This window comes from Pseudomonas sp. NPDC086566, from assembly GCF_050280885.1.
GTDB lineage: Bacteria > Pseudomonadota > Gammaproteobacteria > Pseudomonadales > Pseudomonadaceae > Aquipseudomonas > Aquipseudomonas vlassakiae.
Genome location: NZ_JBNNWD010000007.1, coordinates 312,725 through 331,443, shown reverse-complemented (window position 1 = coordinate 331,443; position 18,719 = coordinate 312,725). Strand labels below are relative to the sequence as shown.

The window sequence follows — 18,719 nt, the reverse complement described above, 5'->3', positions numbered from 1 at the left end:
GCTTTAGCCGCGAAGAGGCCGGCACAGGCCAAAGAGGGCGAGCAATTACACTGTATCCACCTTCAACGAATGATCATTGATCATCCCGTTGATGATGGTCGCAGTATCCTGCCCCGCCGAAACCACTCCGCCCGCCCCTGCCGTCACCCCGTAATGCTGGGCCAGGTCGACCCCTGCCAGGTCGATGGTCTGGGTCGGCGCCGCCCCTGCCACACTGCTCACTTCGATGGTCGAGACCACGTTGGTACCGCTGCCGCTGACCTTGAAGTGCAGGTAGTCATCCAGCGAGGCCGCCGTGGCATTCTCACCCTGCAGCAGTTGCGACAGGTCCAGGTGGTCGCTGCCCGGGGTGAAGTCGGTCACCGTGTCATGCCCAGTGTCGCCCTTCTGCCAGACGAAGGCGTCGTTGCCGTTACCCCCGGTCATGATGTCGTTGCCTGGCCCGCCGATGAGGATGTCATTGCCATCGCCGCCCTTGAGCACATCATTGCCCAGGCCGCCGTTGAGCAGATTGTCGCCGGCATCACCGATCAGGGTGTCGTTGTAGTCGGAGCCGATCAGGTTCTCGATGCCGGTCAAGGTATCGATGCCGGCAGCACCGGTATCCTGCGGGCCGATATGGCTCAGGTCGACCGTCACCGCGCCGGTGGCCGAGGCATAGCTGGCGGTGTCGTTGCCCGCCCCGCCATCGAGCAGGTCGTTGCCAAGGCCGCCGATCAGCAGGTCATTGCCATTGCCACCGTGCAGCGTGTCATTACCCCCACCACCCACCAGCACATCATGGCCGTCACCACCGTTGAGAACGGTGTCGACGTTGCTTGCCATCATTACATCATTGCCTGCCGTTCCGTTCAGCTCAGTGCCGGCGTGGTAGGTGATATCCACCGCACCCACCGTACTGCCGCCATGGCCATCGGTGACCGTGTAACTGGCCTGATGCACTTCGTTCTCGGCATTGCTGTAGTCGACCACCAGGCTCAGCTTGTAGCTCTCGGCATCCCTGCTGCTGTCCGACGGGTTGGCCTGATTGACCACATGGATGCTGTACACACCGTCATGGCTGGCAGTGAAGCTGCCGCCATCGGCGATGGGTTGGTAGCTGCCATTGGCATCCTTCCACTCCAGGCTCACGTTGCCTTCGGGGCGGTCATGGCCCAGCTGCAGGGTTTCGCCCTTGCGCAGGCTGACGGTGATCACATCCTCGCTGTTGGCACTGCTGCCGTTGATACTGCCGAGGTAGCCGAGCACCACGAGCGCCGCGGTCATGCTGCCAGCGGCAGTGGTGAATGCACTGCGGTCCAGGGCCTTGAACTGGTTGTCGAGCGTATTGCCCTGACCATCGAATGTGATGTTCGGGACGGTATTGCCGAGGGTGAACCCCGCTCCCTTGTCGGCAAAGTGGGTGTCGACGGTGATCGGCGTGGCACTCAGGCGGTCGTTGTCGGCATCACTGTCATTGGCCAGCAGCACTTCGGACGGCAGGGTGATGCTGGCACCGGTGATGTTGGTGATGACATGGTCAGCCACCGCCACCGGCGCATGGTTGCCATTGATCATTATCAGCAGGTCGGCGGTGCTGGTATCGCCGTCATTGTCGCTGACCATGAAGCCGATACGCTCGGGCGGGCTGCTGTCATTGACAGTGGGTGGCGCATAGGTGAACTCGCCGCTGTCCATGTTCACCACCAGGCTGCCGCCCAGGCTGGTCTTGATGGTGAGCGTGTTGGCCTGGGTGTCGAAGCTGGCGTGGTCGGCGCCACCGCTGGCCAGGTAACCGCCCTGCCCTGCGTTCGCTTTCGGGTCATAGGTGTAGGTGGTGCCGTCCACCAGCAGTGCCTTGATGAAGCCGCCATCGGCACCGAAGGTGCCGTCACTGAGCAGGCTGCCGGTAATCGGCGAACCCTGCACGGTACCCGACAGCACGCCATAAAGCTGGTTGAAGTCGTTGACGATCACTGCGTTGGTATCGGTATGGCTGCTGCCGTCATAAGCCAACGGGTCCAGGTTGCCCGCGTTGACGTCCTGACCCAGACCAATGGCGTAGGACTTGATGCCATGGCTGTCGAGGAACGTCTCCCAGCTGGTTTCGCGGGAGGCGGTCATGGCATGCCCGGAGCTGGGCTCGCCATCGGAGAAGAAGTAACTGACATTCTGTGCACCGGCCAGCTTGCCATTCTGGTCGAAGGCCGTCTGGGCGGCGGTGGCGGCGCTGTCGTAGTAGGTCGAACCGCCAGCATGCAAGCCGCTGACGATCGACTTGGCGACCTCGATGCTGACCCACTCCGCCGACTGGATCTGCGCCCCTCCACTGAAGGTGACGATCTGCACCTTGATGTCGCCCATCCCGTCGTACTTGTCGAGCAGCGCAGCGATGGCGTGTTTCGCCGCGTCCAGGCGAGTCAGGCCGGGTATGCCGGAAGCACAATCCATGCTGCCGGACACATCGATCAGCAACAGGATGTTGGAATCCAGCTTGCCCGGTGTGATGCTGCGTTCGGCGCAGACCGCATTGGGCACATCGTCGACAACGGTGATGGCGATGTTGCCGGTGATGCTATGGCCCAGCGAGTCGGTGGCCTTGTAGGTGAAGTGGTCGACCGCCGAATCGGCACCTGGGGTATTGGCGGGCGAAGTCAGCGTGTAGGTGTAGCTGCCGTCAGGGTTGACGCTGATCTGCCCGTACTGGCCGACAGCGTTGCCCACCAGGCTGTAGGTCAGCGCCCCCACGCCTCTGGAAACCGACCCGACCAGCGAGCCGGATGCCGTTTCGCCGCTCGATGCCGGATCGCTGCCCGTGCTGGTGCCTGCCGCCAGGTCGTTGCCATCCTTGTGCAGGTCGAGGGCTTTTTCGTAAACCGTGACATCACGGTCCCCGCACGCCACGAGCGTAGCGTCGTGCACGTTGATGGTCAGGGTCGTGGTGCTTTCGTCACCGTCGGCATCGCGAATGGTGTAGACGAAGGTGTCGACCGCATCCCGCGGCGACACCACGTCCGGGTTGGAGTGATAGACCGCATTGCCCTTCTCGTCGATGGTCAGGTAGCCATACTGGCCATTGACCTGGGTGTTCAGCTGGCCGATGGCCGAGGTACTGGTGTCGTTGCCTGCGCGGATGCCGACCACGTAGTTGCCATCACTGCGCACATCGGCCCCGACCACGTCGTTGTACATCACATTGCCGCGCACTTCGTCACCCTTGTACACGCTGACGAAATCGCAATGGGCTTGGGGCACGTCGTCGACGATGGAGATGACGATGGTGCTGGTGGCCGAATGGCCATAGGCGTCCTGGACCTGATAGGTAAAGGACTCCGTCACGGTATTGGCGCCGTCGTTGGCATGCGTCGGTGAGTTGGCCGGGGACGTCAGGGTATAGGTGTAGCTACCGTCGGCATTGAGCTGTATCTGACCGTACTGGCCGACCGCATTACCCACCAGGCTGTAGGACAAGGCGCCTATGCCGCCACTGGCCAAGCCGACCAAGCTGCCCGATGCTGTTTCAAGGGGCGATGTCGGGTTGCTGCCGGTAACGGTACCTGCGGCGAGGTCGCTGCCGTCTTTACTCAAGTCCAGCGCTTTTTCGAACACCGTGACGCCACTGTCCATGCACACTTCGATGCGGGGGTCATGCACATTGATGGTGATCGTGGTGGTGCTTTCGTCACCGTCGGCATCGCGAATGGTGTAGACGAAGGTGTCGACGGCATCCCGCGGCGACACCACGTCCGGATTGGAGTGGTAGACCGCATTGCCTTTTTCATCGATGGTCAGGTAGCCGTACTGGCCATTTACCTGGGTGTTCAGCTGGCCGATGGCCGAGGTGCTGGTGTCACTACCGGCGCGCACGCCAACCACGTAGTTGCCGTCGCCACGCACATCGGCCCCGACCACATCGTTGTACATTACATTGCCGCGCACCTCGTCGCCCTTGTACACACTGGTGTAATCGCTGTGGGCTTGCGGCACATCGTCGACGATGGTGATGAGGATGGTGCTGGTGGTCGAATTGCCGACCGAGTCTTTCACCTGATAGGTGAAGGTTTCGGTGACGGTGTTGGGGCCGTCATTGGCGTGGGTCGGCGAGTTGGCTGGTGAGGTCAGGGTGTAGGTGTAGCTGCCGTCAGCGTTCAGGTGAAGCTGGCCGTACTGGCCGGTGGCATCGCCCACCAGGCTGTAGGTCAACGCACCGACACCGCCGCTGGCAGAGCCTGCCAAGCTGCCAGACGCGGTTTCACGAGTCGAGTTCGGGTCGCTGCCGGTGACACTTCCCGCGGCGAGGTCGTTGCCATCCTTATGCAGGTCCAGGGCGTTTTCGTACACCGTGACATCGCGGTCCGCACACGCCATCAGCGAGTTGTGCACGTTGATGGTGATCGTGGTGGTGCTTTCGTCACCGTCGGCATCACGAATGGTGTAGACGAAGGTGTCGACGGCATCCCGCGGCGACACCACGTCCGGGTTGGAGTGGTAGACCGCGTTGCCTTTTTCATCGATGGTCAGGTAGCCGTACTGGCCATTTACCTGGGTGTTCAGCTGGCCGATGGCCGAGGTGGATGTGTCGCTGCCAGCGCGCACGCCGACCACATAGTTGCCATCAGTGCGCACATCGGCACCGACCACATCGTTGTACATCACATTGCCGCGCACTACGTCGCCCTTGTACACACTTGTGTAATCGCTGTGGGCTTGCGGCACATCGTCGACGATGGTGATGACGAGGGTGCTGGTAGTCGAATTGCCGACCGAGTCTTTCACCTGGTAGGTGAAAGTCTCGGTGACGCTGTTTGGGCCGTCATTGGCGTGAGTCGGCGAGTTGGCCGGTGTGGTCAGGGTGTAGGTGTAGCTGCCGTCAGCGTTCAGGTGAAGCTGACCGTACTGGCCGGTGGCATCGCCCACCAGGCTGTAGGTCAACGCACCGACACCGCCGCTGGCAGAGCCTGCCAAGCTGCCAGACGCGGTTTCACGGGTCGAGTTCGGGTCGCTGCCGGTGACACTGCCGGCGGCCAGGTCGTTGCCATCCTGATGAGTATCCAGGGCACTCTCGTGGACCATTACCCCGCCAACGGGCCCGGCAACGAGCGAGCAGTCCTGCACGTTGATCGTGATGGTCGTGGTGCTTTCGTCACCGTCAGTGTCGCGAACGGTGTAGACGAAAACATCGCTGGCGCCTTGCGGCAGCACCGCATTCGGGTTGGCGTGATAAACCGCATTACCCGCCGCATCAATGGTCAAGGTGCCGTACTGGCCAACGATCGCGGTGTTGAGATTGCCAATGGCCAATGTCGAGGTATCGGACCCGGCGCGCGCACCGACCACGACATTGCTGGTGCCCGCCTGGTCCGCCCCCAGCTTGTCGTTCCAGAGGACGTTGCCCGTGGCTGTCCCGCCTTCCACCACACTGGTGGTATCGGCACTCGCCTGCGGCACGTCATCGACGATGTTTACATCCAGACTGCCGGTGGCAGTGCTGCCATCGACATCCTTGGCGACCACGTCGAAATGCTCGCTGATGCTGTTGGTGCCCGCTCCGTCCGGGTGGTTTCCGTTGTCGGTCAGGGTGTAGCTGTAGCTCACTACCCCCGTGCTCGGGTTGTAGCCGGTGATGGTCAGGATGTTGCCTTGCGGGGTGATCACCGATTGCGGGAAGCCGACGGCCACGCCGCCCGTAACCACGGCGATGCCGCCCACGGTCAGGGTTTGCAGGCCATCCGCTGCAGTGACCTTGAAGGTGCCTTGCTGGGTCAGCGCATTCGCGTCTGGCGAGGTACCGTCGCTCAGGTTCTTCTCGTAGACAGTCAGCTCGCCGTTCTGCACGTCCATCCCGTCGAGGGTCACCGGGTCGTTGAGGTTGCTGATGTTCAGCGTCAGGGTCGCCGTGCTGGTGTCGCCGTCGGCGTCCTTGATCTTGTAGGTGAAGTGCTCCACGCCATTGCCGCCACCGCCCAGGTTCTTGAAGTCCGGGGCGTCGGGGTTGAGCGTGTAGGTGTAGGAGCCGTCCGCAGCCAGGACCAGCGTGCCGTAGGTGCCGGTGTAAGTACCGGCGACTACCGGGCCTCCAGCCACGCGGTCGGCGCCCTGGATATCGTTGCTCAGCACGTTCCCGGTCAGCTCGCCGTGCTGCTCGGTGGCCGTCACTACGTTGCTGTCGTCCACCGCTTTCGGTACGTCATCGACGATGTTCACATCCAGGCTACCGGTGGCGGTGCTGCCATCGACATCCTTGGCGACCACGTCGAAATGCTCGCTGATGCTGTTGGTGCCGGCACCGTCGGGATGGCTGCCGTTGTCGGTCAGGGTGTAGCTGTAGCTCACTACCCCGGTAGTCGGGTTGTAGCCGGTAATGGTCAGGGTGTTGCCTTCCGGCGTGACCACCGATTGCGGGAAGCCGGTGGCCACGCCACCCGTAACCACGGCGATACCGCCGACGGTCAGGGTTTGCAGGCCATCCGCTGCTGTGACCTTGAAAGTGCCTTGCTGGGTCAGCGCATTCGCGTCTGGCGAGGTACCGTCGCTCAGGTTCTTCTCGTAGACAGTCAGCTCGCCGTTCTGCACGTCCATCCCGTCGAGGGTCACCGGGTCGTTGAGGTTGCTGATGTTCAGCGTCAGGGTCGCCGTACTGGTATCGCCGTCGGCGTCCTTGATCGTGTAGGTGAAGTGCTCCACGCCCTCGCCGCCACCGCCCAGGTTCTTGAAGTCCGGGGCGTCGGGGTTGAGCGTGTAGGTGTAGGAACCGTCTGCGGCCAGGACCAGCGTACCGTAGGTGCCGGTGTAAGTACCGGCAATCACTGGCCCGCCAGCCACACGGTCGGCGCCTTGTGCATCGTTGGTCAGCACGTTACCGGTCAGCTCAACATGCTGCTCGGTGGCCATCACCACGTTGCTGTCGTCCACCGCTTTCGGTACGTCATCGACGATGCTCACATCCAGGCTACCGGTGGCGGTGCTGCCATCGACATCCTTGGCGACCACGTCGAAATGCTCGCTGATGCTGTTGGTGCCCGCTCCGTCCGGGTGGTTTCCGTTGTCGGTCAGGGTGTAGCTGTAGCTCACTACCCCGGTAGTCGGGTTGTAGCCGGTAATGGTCAGGGTGTTGCCTTCCGGCGTGACCACCGATTGCGGGAAGCCCGCGGCCACTCCTCCAGTGACCACGGCAATACCGCCCACGGTCAGACTTTGCAGGCCATCCGCTGCTGTGACCTTGAAAGTGCCTTGCTGGGTCAGTGCGTTCGCGTCCGGTGCGGTGCCGTCGCTCAGGTTCTTCTCGTAGACGGTCAGCTCGCCGTTCTGCACGTCCAGGCCATTGAGGGTCACCGGGTCGTTGAGGTTGCTGACGTTCAGCGTCAGGGTCGCCGTGCTGGTATCGCCGTCGGCGTCCTTGATCGTATAGGTGAAGTGCTCCACGCCATTGCCGCCACCGCCCAGGTTCTTGAAGTCCGGGGCATTGGGGTTGAGCGAGTAGGTGTAGGAACCGTCTGCGGCCAGGACCAGCGTACCGTAGGTGCCGGTGTAAGTACCGGCAATCACTGGCCCGCCAGCCACACGGTCGGCGCCCTGGACATCGTTGCTCAGCACGTTCCCGGTCAGCTCGACGTGCTGCTCGGTGGCCGTCACCGCGTTTCCGTCATCGAACGCCTGCGGCGCATCATCATGGATGATCACATCGAGCGAGCCTTGGGCGACATCACCGTCACTGTCACTGACGAGCACCTGTAAATGCTCGGTCAGCGACTTGGTCCCATCGTTTTCGATATGTTGTCCGGAGGCAGTGAGTGTGTAGCTGTAACTTACCTCGCCAGTGTGAGGGTTGTAGGCGGTAATCGTCAGGATGTTACCTAGCCCGGTGGTGATCGACTGTCCAACGCCGCTCACCACACCGCCCGTCACCACATTGATGCCGCCGACACTGAGGTTGAACACGCCATCCTGAGCCACCACGGTAAAGCGGCCCTGTTGGGTCAATGCCACCGCATCACTGGCAGAACCCAGTGGCAGATTCGCCTCGTTCAGGCTCAGTTCACCCGGGGCGATGTTCAACCCCAGCAAGGTGACAGGATGATTTTCGTCTACTGTCGGGATGGTCGGCTCCGTAGGTCCCGTGCCGCCATTGCCGTTGTCACCTCCCACTGGCCGACCGTTGAGCGTACTGCCATTGCCAGAATCGAGGCCGCCCACTTCGCGGTTGGCAAGCTCAGGAAAACCATTGAAACCTGCCGTCGGGAAGCCCACCACGGGATCGACACGGGCGCCGACTTCCTCAAGTATGACGAAACTGTGACCACCTCCCAGCGCCCCGGAGACACTAGGGCTGCCTGAGCCGGCGGCGGTCGCCTCGGCGCTCTGGGTCGGGTCGTCGCCTGCGGCAATCGCCTGCTGGATACGCTCCACATCACTCAATTGTGCGTCGCTCGGCGCTACGTCGTGGGCCGGTGCATGATGAGCCCGGTTGGCGAGCAGGTCCGATGTCATCTCCACGCTGCTGTCGCGGCCCAGGGTCAACTCGGCACCGTTCTGCAGGCGCACCGCCACGGCCCCCACAGCCCCCGTCTCCAGCTGCTCGCCCACGAACAGGCGGTCACCTTCGATCAAGGGGCGCCGACTTCCATCGCTGGCGACTGCGAATACCTGGCCAATCACCTTGCTGACCATACCGACATACTTAGCCATGAGCGCACGCCTCCCCTTACTGGTGGGCTACATCAGCCAATGACATTGCGCAGGCAGGTGCAGGCATGGAGTACGAAACCGCTCGACAGCAAGAATCGTCCTCTCAGGCACTACTTTGGCGATAGTAATAATGTAAGTTGGCCATCAATTTATGCCAATTTTTTGTCGCCAAATACTGCTATCACCTAACCCCTCTCCGTCCTTAGCTGCAAAAAATATGGAACTTGCTCCAGTGCTTGTAACTCGCGCTCTGTAACGACTCGCGAATTCACTTGGATGAAACAATGTCTTGCTTTGGATAGACCGCATAAGTTTTTTTTCGCATAGTCGTTATGAAAAAATCTTCTTAGATCGCCCGTTAAATGTTCTTAGCTCTGTTGTTACAAACATGAAACGGTTTGGATAATAAATTTCGTCATTTTTTTGGCGAAAAGCAGGAAATTTTTGTGACCAGGGAGAAGTAGCCCCATGCGCGTTTTAACCCCCCTCGCCAGCGCAATTTTGGTAGCCATGGCATGCACCAACGTCGAGGCGATGTCCCTCAACGAAGCCATCCAGAGTGCCGTGGATTACCACCCGCAGATCAGCTCCAATCGCAACAGCAAGCTTTCGGCCGATGAGGATGTCAAATTTGCCCGCGGTGGTTACTACCCGACCGTGGATCTGGTGGCAGGTTATGGGCGTCAGCGCTCGGACAACCTCAACACTCGTGGTATCAACCCGGACGGCACGACCAACCACAACAAGGAAACCCTCAACTACACACAGTCGGAACTGCGCCTGCGGCAAATGATCTTCGACGGCTTCAATACCGCCAATGAAGTGGGCCGCACCGAGGCGGTGGCGACCTCTCGCGCCTACTACACCCAGGCCATCGCCCAGGATGTCGCCCTGCGCGCCGTGGAGGTGTACCTGGAAGTGCTCAAGCGCCGAGAGCTTGTGGACCTGGCCAAGAACAACCTGCAGGCGCATTTGCGCGTCAACGACCAGATCGGCCTGCGCAGCGAACGGGGTGTCGGTAGCACCGCCGACCTCGACCAGTCCCGCGCCCGTCGCGCCCTGGCAGAAAACAACCTGGACACCGCCGAAGTCGACCTCGCCGATGCCGAAGCCAACTTCTTCAGTGTGGTCGGCCGAGCGCCAGACGAACTGGAAGGGCCGCGCTCGATCAAGATTGATGTGCCAGGCACCCTGGACGAAGCACGCGAAGCCATGCGCCAGAACAACCCTTACCTCAAGTCGGCCCAGGCCGACGTCAATGCCGCAGAACAGCAATACGAAGTGGCCAAGTCGCCGTTCTACCCGCGTCTTGATGCGGTGCTGGCCACCGGTGCCAACAACAACATCGGCGGCGAGCGAGGCCACAGCAACAATGACTGGCAGGCCGGCGTCGAGCTCAGTTACAACCTGTTCCGTGGCGGCAGTGACAAAGCCCGGCTGCAATCTGACGCGCACAAGATCAACCAGGCCCTGGACATCCGCAACAATGCCCTGCGCGAGCTGACCGAAAACCTCAGGTTGTCCTGGAACGCGATGAACAACGCCCGCAAGCAGACCCCGACCGCACGCGAATACGCCGAGACCACTCAGCGCGTGCGCGCTGCCTATCAGGACCAGTTCGGCCTGGGCCAGCGCACCCTGCTCGACGTGCTCGACAGCGAAAACGAACTGTACAACGCCAGCCGCCGTTACACCGAGGTGCGTTATACCGAAGAGTATTCGATGTACCGGGTACTGGCGACCATGGGTGAACTGCTCAGCAAACAACGCATTTCGTTACCACCTGAGGCGATCGCCAACAACGACGTCCGGACCGAAGCCAGATTGCCCGACATGCGCTGAGCCTCGCCCGCACTGGCACGGATCGCCTGCACAGCAAAACCATCCACCCTGGCGGGAGTAGGCCATCGTGACCAGTATGCAAAGTGCGCAACCGCGCCCGGATGTCGATGACCCACTGCTCGATGGCCTGCTGATCCTCTGCCGGCTGCACGGCCGCCCCGCCAGCCGCGCCAGCCTGTGCAGCGGCCTGCCATTGGCCCGGCAACGTCTGGGCGCGGACTTGTTGCCGCGGGCTGCGGCGCGTGCCGGGCTGCAAGCGCGGGTGCTGGCGCGGGCGCTGGATGACATCTCGGCGCTCAACCTGCCGGTGCTGCTGTTGCTCGACAATGGCCGCAGCGCGGTGTTGCAGCGCTGGGGCGATGACGGCCGCGCGCTGATCCTGCCCTGCGAAGCTGAAGGCGGCGAGCAATGGGTCGAGCGCGAAGCACTGCAGCAGGCCTACAGCGGCCACGCCCTGTTCGCCCGCCCACGGCATACCCTCGAAGACGTGCGCTCACCGCTGTTGCCGCGGGTCAACGCCTGGTTCCGCGACACGCTGCACCATTCCCGTTGGCTGTATGGCGACGCCCTGCTGGCCAGCCTGCTGATCAACCTGCTCGGCCTGATGGTGCCGCTGTTCGTGATGCAGACCTACGACCGCGTGGTTCCCAACCAGGCGCTGTCGACCTTGTGGATGCTGGTCGCTGGCCTGTTCATCGGCACCGCCTTCGAGCTGGTGCTGCGCATGGTCCGCGCCCACTTGCTGGACCAGGCCGGCAAGAAGACCGACCTGATCCTCTCCGCTACATTGTTCGAGCGCATCACCGGCATGGCGATGAAGGCCAAGCCCGCCACCATCGGTGGTTTCGCCCAGAGCATCCATGACTTCCAGGGCCTGCGTGAATTCCTCACTGCGGTCACCCTGACCAGCATTATCGACCTGCCCTTCGTGGCGCTGATGCTGCTGGTAATCGGCCTGCTAGGTGGCTGGTTGGTGCTCATCCCGCTGATCGCTTTCCCGCTGGCCGTGGGCTTTGCCCTGGTCATCCAGGCCCGCCTGCGCGACACCGTGCAAAAAAGCCTGAGCCTGGGCGCGGTGCGCCAGGCGCTATTGATCGAAACCCTGGGTGGCCTGGAAACCCTCAAGGCCTGCGGCGCCGAAAGCGAACGCCAGTACCAGTGGGAGCACACCAACGCAGCCATCGCCCGCCTCGACGCCCACGCCCGCAACCTGTCATCGCTGGCCAGCAACGGCACACTGTTCATCCAGCAGTTCTGCGGCATGGCCACCATCGTCGCCGGCGTCTACAGCATCATCGCCGGCAACCTCAGCGTTGGCGCCCTGGTCGCGAGCTACATGCTCGGTAGCCGCGTCCTCGCCCCGCTCGGCCAGATCGCCAGGCTGATCACCCGCTACCAACAGGCGCAGCTGACCATGCGCAGTACCGACGCACTGATGGCCCTGCCCCAGGAGCGCCAGCTCGACCAGCAGGCCTTGGAGCACACCACGCTCAAGGGCGGCCTGGCGCTGAGCCACATCACCTTCCGTTACCCTGGGCAGGTCAGCCAGGCCCTGCACGATGTGAACCTGACCATCTCGCCCGGCGAGCGCATCGGCATCATCGGCCGCAGCGGCTCGGGCAAGAGCACCCTCGGGCGCCTGCTGATGGGCTTCCATCACCCCGACGAAGGCCAGGTGCTGCTGGACAACCTCGACCTGCGCCAGCTGGACATCGCCGACCTGCGCAGCCAGATCGGCTACGTGGCCCACGACCTGTCACTGCTGGCTGGCAGCCTGCGCGACAACCTGACCCTCGGCGCACGCCACATCAGCGATGCGCGCATGCTCGAAGTGGCCGAACTGACGGGCGTCAGCGAGCTGGCCCGGCAACACCCCAGCGGTTTCGACCGCCCGGTAGGCGAGCGCGGCCAGTTGCTCTCCGGCGGCCAGCGCCAGGCTGTGCTGCTGGCTCGCGCGCTGCTGCTGGAACCGCCGATCCTGATCCTCGACGAGCCCACCAGCCACATGGACAACAGCAGCGAAGAGCAACTGCGCCAGCGCCTGCTGGGCTGGGTGCCGGGCAAAACCGTGCTGCTGGTCACACACCGCACCGCGATGCTCAGCCTGGTGGACCGGCTGGTGGTGCTGGACAACGGCAAGATCGTCGCCGACGGGCCGAAGGATGCGGTTGTCGACGCTCTGCGCAAGGGTCGTATCGGCTCGGCCCTGTAGGAGTTCACCATGCCTCTCATGCACAACATCCGCAGCCGCCATGGCTACGACAAACGGGCCGAGCACGACTACATGCCGGAACTGGCCGGCGCCACCCTGCAGGATTCGCCACGGCTGTCGCGCCTGACCGTGTGGCTGGCCGCCGCGCTGTTGCTGGTGGCGCTGGTCTGGGCCAGCCTGGCGGTGCTCGACGAAGTGACGGTGGGCGAAGGCAAGGCCATCCCGTCGAGCAAGGTGCAGGTGGTGCAGAACCTCGAAGGCGGAATCGTGACCGAGATCTTCGTGCGCGAAGGGCAGATGGTCGAGAAAGGCGCCACCTTGCTGCGCCTGGACGACACCCGCTTCAAATCCAACAAAGGTGAAAGCGAGGCTGACCGTTATGCCCTGACCGCCCAGGTCGAGCGCCTGTCGGCGGAAGCCGAGGGCCGCCCGTTCGTGCTCTCGGACGAAGTACGCGCCAAGGCGCCGCAGGTCGCCGAAGACGAGATGGCCCTGTACGGTTCGCGCCAGCGGCGCCTGGCCAGTGAAAAACAGACCCTCAACGAACAGCTGCGGCAGAAGAACCAGGAGCTCGCCGAGTTCCGCTCCAAGGTCGATCAGTACCGCTCGGCCGTGGCACTGCTGCAGCAGGAGACGGACATGTCCGCGCCGCTGGTGAGCAAAGGCGCCATCTCGCCGGTGGAGATCCTGCGCCTCAAGCAACGCACCGTGGAAGCCCGCGGCCAGCTCAATGCCACCAGCCTGGCCATCCCCCGCGCCGAGGCAGCGATCGCCGAGATCAAGAGCAAGATCGAGGAGTCTGATGCGAGCTTCCGCTCGGACGCAGCCAAGGAGCTGAATGACAAGCGCACCGAGCTTTCCAAGATCACCGCCACCAGCATCGCCATCGACGACCGGGTCAACCGCACAACCGTGGTCTCGCCAGTGCGCGGCATCGTCAAGCTGCTCAAGGTGAACACCATCGGCGGCGTGGTGCAGCCGGGCAGCGACCTGGTGGAGATTGTGCCGATCGAGGACAACCTGCTGATCGAGGCCAAGGTGCGCCCGCAAGACGTGGCCTTTCTGCACCCGGGGCAACCGGCAATGGTCAAGTTCAGTGCCTACGACTACACCATCTACGGAGGGCTCAAGGCCAGGCTGGAGCTGATCAGCGCCGACACCGTCACCGATGACAAGGGCAATGCGTTCTACCTGATCCAGGTGAGGACCGAGAAGAACCACCTGGGCGGGGACAACAAGCCGCTGCTGATCATTCCCGGAATGGTGGCCACGGTGGATATCATCACAGGGCAGAAGAGTGTGCTGGATTATTTGCTCAAGCCGGTGCTCAAGGCTCGGACCGAGGCGCTGCGGGAAAGGTGATTCTGCTGTGCCGGCCTCTTCGCGGGTTTATCCGCGAAGAGGCCGGCACAAGAAAAGCATGACCCCAACCTTCACCCATGATTGCGAGCAAATGTCTCGGCGCCCATGGCTTTGATCTGCCCTTCGATCAACACTTCGAACGGCCGCAACAGGTCATCGAAATTCACGGGTTGTTCCAGCACGTTCAACGCCTGCACCACCGCCTCGATAGTCGACACAGCCCCCGGCTCCGGTGCCTTGCGCAGGCGGTAGCGAGATGGCGCCACCTCGGCCAACGTCACCTTGGGCAACGCTTCCAGCAGCGGATTCAGGTACAGCAGCTTGCGTGCCTTGCGCCAGGTACCGTCGGGGACGATCAGCATCAATGGCCTGCCGTCCGTTTCGTCGTAGACCGTCAGCGCATGCGCCTGTTCGCCCGGGAACAGCAGCACAGGCCGATAACCTGGGGTGGCCAACAATTCGGCAAGGTCAGTGAACACTTCGCCGACCCGCAGTTCGGCATTGACCAGGCCCAGGGCGGCCAGGCGGGCGGTGTTCAGCGCGTGAGCGGTTTCACTGGGGTGCTGCAGCAGGACCACGCGGGTGCGGCTTTCGAGGCTGGGGATCAGTGGGCAAAGGCAATGGGCGAGCGGGCGCTGGCAGCGTTCGCAGCGGGGTCTGGGCATGGGGTTCTCCGTTGGCGGAGGGATTTTGCCACAGGCTGGAAATTTGGGCCCGCTTCGCGGGCCCCAAAGCCTTCAGCGGTTGAACCGCTCTGCCAGGCTATGCAGGTACTCGGCCATCCGTTCCAGGTCCTGGCTGATCTCGGCCCCCTGTTTGGCCTGCCCTGCCGACTGGTCGCACAGTTGGGCAATGCGCACGATCTGTTGGTTGATATCCTCGGCCACATGGCTCTGCTGCTCCGACGCCGTGGCCATCTGCTGGCTCATGCCGGTAATGCGGCTGACCGCCTGGGCAATGCCGGCCAACGCCGTTTGCACCGCCTCGACACTTTGCACACTGTCCCGCGAGATCTGCTCGCCGCGGCTGGCAGTGCTCACTGCGCGCTCGGCGCCAGCACGCAGCGAGGCGATGATCTGATGGATTTCGTCGGTGGAAGCGCGTGTGCGCTGGGCCAGCGAACGCACCTCGTCGGCGACCACGGCAAAGCCCCGGCCCTGCTCCCCGGCGCGTGCCGCCTCGATCGCGGCGTTGAGCGCCAGCAGGTTGGTCTGCTCGGCAATCGAGGTGATCACATCGACCACACTGCCGATCGACTGGGTCTGCTCGGCCAGGGCATTGACCGCCTGACCGATATCACTGACCGCCTCGTTCATGCTGCCCATGGCCTTCAGGCTCTGCTGCGCCAGCTCGCTGCCGTGCTGGGCCAGCTGGTCGGCGTCACCGGCAGCATGAGCCGTGCTTTGCACGTTGTGGGTGACCTCCTGGATGGTCGCGGCCATCTGCGCGATGGCCGTGGCCGACTGGTCGGTCTCGCTGCGCTGGCGGTCGAGCATCTGCGCCTGGGCATCGGACAGGTCGGCCGACTGAGCGGCCCGCGACTTGACCCCCACGCCGGCATCCACCAGGCGAGTCAGCGCGGTTTGCAGGCGCGCTTCTTCGCTGATGATGGCAAGGTCGAGCTGGCCCAGCAGGCCACGGTTGTCACTGTAGGTCAGGGCCACCAGGGGGCTGGTGAACGCCTTCGGGTGCTCAGCAAGCGTGCGGCGGATCGTCTGGTCTTGCTGGCGTTCGATCAGGTACCAGGCCACCAGCAAGCTGGTCATCAGCACGCCCAGCGCCAGATAAGGCGGCAGCCAGAGGTAGCCGGCAGCCGACAGCAGGCCGGCGCCGATCAACGGCCCGCCATGGGCCACGCCACGCGCCAACCGGGCTGCCCAGGGCGCCGGCGACTTGCCCGCGCGCAGCCGCGCGTACAGGGCTTCGGCACGGCGGATCTGCTCGCGGGTCGGTACCGAACGCACCGACTCGTAGCCACTGATGCGGCCATTCTCGTAAATCGCCGTGACATAGGCGCTGACCCAATAGTGATCGCCGTTCTTGGCGCGGTTCTTGACCACCCCCATCCAGGGTTTGCCCTGCTTGATGGTCTCCCACATATGGCCGAACACGGCGGGAGGCATGTCAGGGTGACGCACCAGGTTGTGCGTCTGGCCGACCAGTTCGTCGTAGGTAAAACCGCTGATCGCGACGAAGGCGTCATTGCAGTAGGTGATGCGGCTATTGAGGTCCGTGGTGGAGATCAGGCGCTGCTCCTGGGGAAAGGTTCTTTCGTGCTCAGTGACGGGCAAGTTCATGCGCATCTTGAACGGTCCTTCGAAGGGGGTATTGAGGGGGCAGCGCAACTAAATATCTAGCAGAGCATTGAAGGGTTAGCGGCTAATTTGGAAATTTATTTAGCGCACTCAGTCGGATTGTCCTACGAAACTCTCCCCCTTCAGCCGACATTCAATTGGCTCTTGAGCAAGTCCCGGAATGTTTGAATCAGCGGCTCACGACTACGCCCCCTGCGCACGATCAGCGAGAATGGCGCCTGATACCCGAAAGTAGCCGGCGATAGCACCCTGAGATCGCCCTTGTCGACCCATGCCTGGGCGTAATGCTCGGGCAGGTAGCCGATGTAGGCGCCAGAGAGAATCAGGATCAGCTGCGCCTCCATGCTTTCCACGGTCGCCGCACTGTGCTTGAAGCCGTGCCGGGCCAGTTCGGCCTGGCTCCAGTAGCCACGCCCCACCATGCGTTGCTGCGTCACCACCTGCTCGGGGATGCGCCGCTCGGCGAACAACGAATGGCGGCTGCTGCAATACAGCCAATGCTGCTCGCGGTAAAGCGGCAGGTAGAGCAAGCCACTCATGCGCGAGGAAAACGCACCGATGGCCAGGTCCAGACGGTTGTCCTGCACACCGAGTTGCAACTCGTAGGGGCTGGACACCGACAGGTGCAGGTGCACCGCAGGATGTTCCTGGCTATAGGCGCCGATGGCCTCGGCCAAGGGCAGCGCCTGATCGCCGACAGTGGAGTCAATCACCCCAAGGTTGAGGGTGCCGCGCAGTTCACCCTTGAGCGCTGCGGCGTACTGTTCGAAACCGTCCAGCTCGGCCAGCAGGCGCAGGGTCTCCTGGTGGAACAGCTCGCCCTTGCTGGTCAGGCTGAAGCCGCCCCGGCCCCGGTGGCACAGCACGATCCCGAGGGCGCCTTCGAGCTGGCTCATGTAGGTACTGATGGCCGAGGTCGACAGGTTGAGTTCGCGCTGGGCATTGGCGAACCCCTGATGGCGCACCACGCTGACGAAGATGCGCAGCAGTTTCAGGTCGGGCAAGGTCGAGGCCATGGGCAACGGTTCCGCTGGGGTATGAGCGCGCAGTCTACCCGCTCCTGCGCGCGATAGTTCAGAAATTCCTGAAGTAAGTATTTGCCGGTAGCGATTTTTCTCACGCACTACCTTGCGCAGACTTGGCCGAAATGGCCCTGCCCGCCGGCATATACAAAGCTGAAAGGCGTGCGGCGGCACAGGTTCGAACAAACAGAACAATCGACCGACTGATGAGGCCCACCGTGGACAAAGTTCTCCACCAACCACTGGGCGGCAACGAAATGCCGCGTTTCGGCGGCATCGCCACCATGCTCCGTCTCCCCCACCTGCAAAGCGCCGAAGGCCTTGACGCCGCGTTCATCGGCGTACCACTGGACATCGGTACCTCGCTGCGCTCCGGCACCCGCTTCGGCCCGCGGCAGATCCGCGCCGAATCGGTGATGATCCGCCCGTACAACATGGCCACCGGTGCCGCTCCATTCGACTCGCTGTCGGTGGCCGACATCGGTGACGTGGCGATCAACACGTTCAACCTGCTCGACGCTGTGCGCATCATCGAACAGGCCTACGACGAGATCGTCGAACACAACGTCATCCCGTTGACCCTGGGCGGCGACCACACCATTACCCTGCCGATCCTGCGTGCCCTGCACAAAAAGTACGGCAAGATCGGCCTGGTGCACATCGATGCACACGCCGACGTCAACGACCACATGTTCGGCGAGAAGATCGCCCACGGCACCACATTCCGCCGCGCCGTGGAAGAAGGCCTGCTCGATTGCGACCGCGTGGTGCAGATCGGCCTGCGCGCCCAGGGTTATACCGCCGACGACTTCAACTGGAGCCGCCGCCAGGGCTTCCGCGTGGTGCAGGCCGAAGAGTGCTGGCACAAGTCGCTGGAACCGCTGATGGCCGAAGTGCGCGAAAAGGTCGGCGGTGGCCCGGTGTACCTGTCGTTCGACATCGATGGCATCGACCCGGCCTGGGCCCCAGGCACCGGTACCCCGGAAATCGGCGGCTTGACCACCATCCAGGCGATGGAGATCATTCGCGGCTGCCACGGCTTGGACCTGATCGGCTGTGACCTGGTCGAAGTCTCCCCGCCTTACGACACCACCGGCAACACCTCGCTGCTTGGCGCCAACCTGCTGTTCGAGATGCTCTGCGTGCTACCGGGCGTCGTGCGTCGCTGATCAGCTTTGCCTGAAGTACCCCGGCAGGAGCCATTAGGGAGGGCCATAGAGGCCCGCCAACACAAGACAAGACCGCCGGGCGCCGTGAACACGCCTTGCGGTCGATCTCGCCATAATAAAGATAATCGGGAGA

General features: G+C 62.9%; 8 protein-coding genes. 4 read left to right on the top strand and 4 right to left on the bottom strand.

The genetic code is table 11. The annotated features are described in order from the left end of the window. Nucleotides 1-45 precede the first annotated feature (45 nt). A complete protein-coding gene (locus ACQKPS_RS18545) occupies nucleotides 46-8,664 on the bottom strand; it encodes a retention module-containing protein (RefSeq protein ID WP_427605301.1) in 8,619 nt (2,872 codons plus the stop codon). Between the two features lie 468 nt (nucleotides 8,665-9,132). Here ACQKPS_RS18545 and ACQKPS_RS18540 point away from each other — a divergent pair, with 468 nt between their 5' ends. From ACQKPS_RS18540 to ACQKPS_RS18530, 3 genes are all read left to right on the top strand, one after another. After that, a complete protein-coding gene (locus tag ACQKPS_RS18540; protein WP_254484087.1) occupies nucleotides 9,133-10,506 on the top strand; it encodes a TolC family outer membrane protein in 1,374 nt (457 codons plus the stop codon). A 76-nt stretch (nucleotides 10,507-10,582) separates the two neighbouring features. After that, nucleotides 10,583-12,718: a type I secretion system permease/ATPase gene (locus tag ACQKPS_RS18535; protein ID WP_427605316.1), complete on the top strand. Its 2,136-nt coding sequence runs from the start codon at nucleotides 10,583-10,585 to the stop codon at nucleotides 12,716-12,718. 9 nt (nucleotides 12,719-12,727) lie between these two features. After that, nucleotides 12,728-14,080 (top strand): HlyD family type I secretion periplasmic adaptor subunit, encoded by a 1,353-nt coding sequence (locus tag ACQKPS_RS18530; protein ID WP_283723699.1) that lies wholly within the window; start codon nucleotides 12,728-12,730, stop codon nucleotides 14,078-14,080. 71 nt (nucleotides 14,081-14,151) lie between these two features. Here ACQKPS_RS18530 and ACQKPS_RS18525 read toward each other — a convergent pair whose 3' ends face one another. The 3 genes from ACQKPS_RS18525 to ACQKPS_RS18515 all read right to left on the bottom strand — a co-directional run bounded on the left by ACQKPS_RS18525 (nucleotide 14,152) and on the right by ACQKPS_RS18515 (nucleotide 17,411). Further along, the gene (locus tag ACQKPS_RS18525; RefSeq protein ID WP_283723698.1) at nucleotides 14,152-14,745 is read right to left on the bottom strand and encodes a DTW domain-containing protein; all 594 of its coding nucleotides are present in this window, start codon (nucleotides 14,743-14,745) and stop codon (nucleotides 14,152-14,154) included. A 72-nt stretch (nucleotides 14,746-14,817) separates the two neighbouring features. Beyond that, nucleotides 14,818-16,383, bottom strand: coding sequence for a methyl-accepting chemotaxis protein (locus tag ACQKPS_RS18520; RefSeq protein ID WP_427605300.1), 1,566 nt, complete (start codon nucleotides 16,381-16,383; stop codon nucleotides 14,818-14,820). Between the two features lie 134 nt (nucleotides 16,384-16,517). Next, nucleotides 16,518-17,411: a LysR family transcriptional regulator gene (locus ACQKPS_RS18515; RefSeq protein ID WP_152953938.1), complete on the bottom strand. Its 894-nt coding sequence runs from the start codon at nucleotides 17,409-17,411 to the stop codon at nucleotides 16,518-16,520. Between the two features lie 224 nt (nucleotides 17,412-17,635). Here ACQKPS_RS18515 and speB point away from each other — a divergent pair, with 224 nt between their 5' ends. Beyond that, the gene (speB, locus tag ACQKPS_RS18510) at nucleotides 17,636-18,586 is read left to right on the top strand and encodes an agmatinase (RefSeq protein WP_254484077.1); all 951 of its coding nucleotides are present in this window, start codon (nucleotides 17,636-17,638) and stop codon (nucleotides 18,584-18,586) included. Nucleotides 18,587-18,719: the final 133 nt, after the last annotated feature.

What these genes read in the sequence shown, in the direction of transcription:
- ACQKPS_RS18545 (WP_427605301.1), bottom strand. Translation starts at nt 8,664, where the DNA reads ATGGCTAAGTATGTCGGTATGGTCAGCAAGGTGATTGGCCAGGTATTC.
- ACQKPS_RS18540 (WP_254484087.1), top strand. Translation starts at nt 9,133, where the DNA reads ATGCGCGTTTTAACCCCCCTCGCCAGCGCAATTTTGGTAGCCATGGCA.
- ACQKPS_RS18535 (WP_427605316.1), top strand. Translation starts at nt 10,583, where the DNA reads ATGCAAAGTGCGCAACCGCGCCCGGATGTCGATGACCCACTGCTCGAT.
- ACQKPS_RS18530 (WP_283723699.1), top strand. Translation starts at nt 12,728, where the DNA reads ATGCCTCTCATGCACAACATCCGCAGCCGCCATGGCTACGACAAACGG.
- ACQKPS_RS18525 (WP_283723698.1), bottom strand. Translation starts at nt 14,745, where the DNA reads ATGCCCAGACCCCGCTGCGAACGCTGCCAGCGCCCGCTCGCCCATTGC.
- ACQKPS_RS18520 (WP_427605300.1), bottom strand. Translation starts at nt 16,383, where the DNA reads ATGCGCATGAACTTGCCCGTCACTGAGCACGAAAGAACCTTTCCCCAG.
- ACQKPS_RS18515 (WP_152953938.1), bottom strand. Translation starts at nt 17,411, where the DNA reads ATGGCCTCGACCTTGCCCGACCTGAAACTGCTGCGCATCTTCGTCAGC.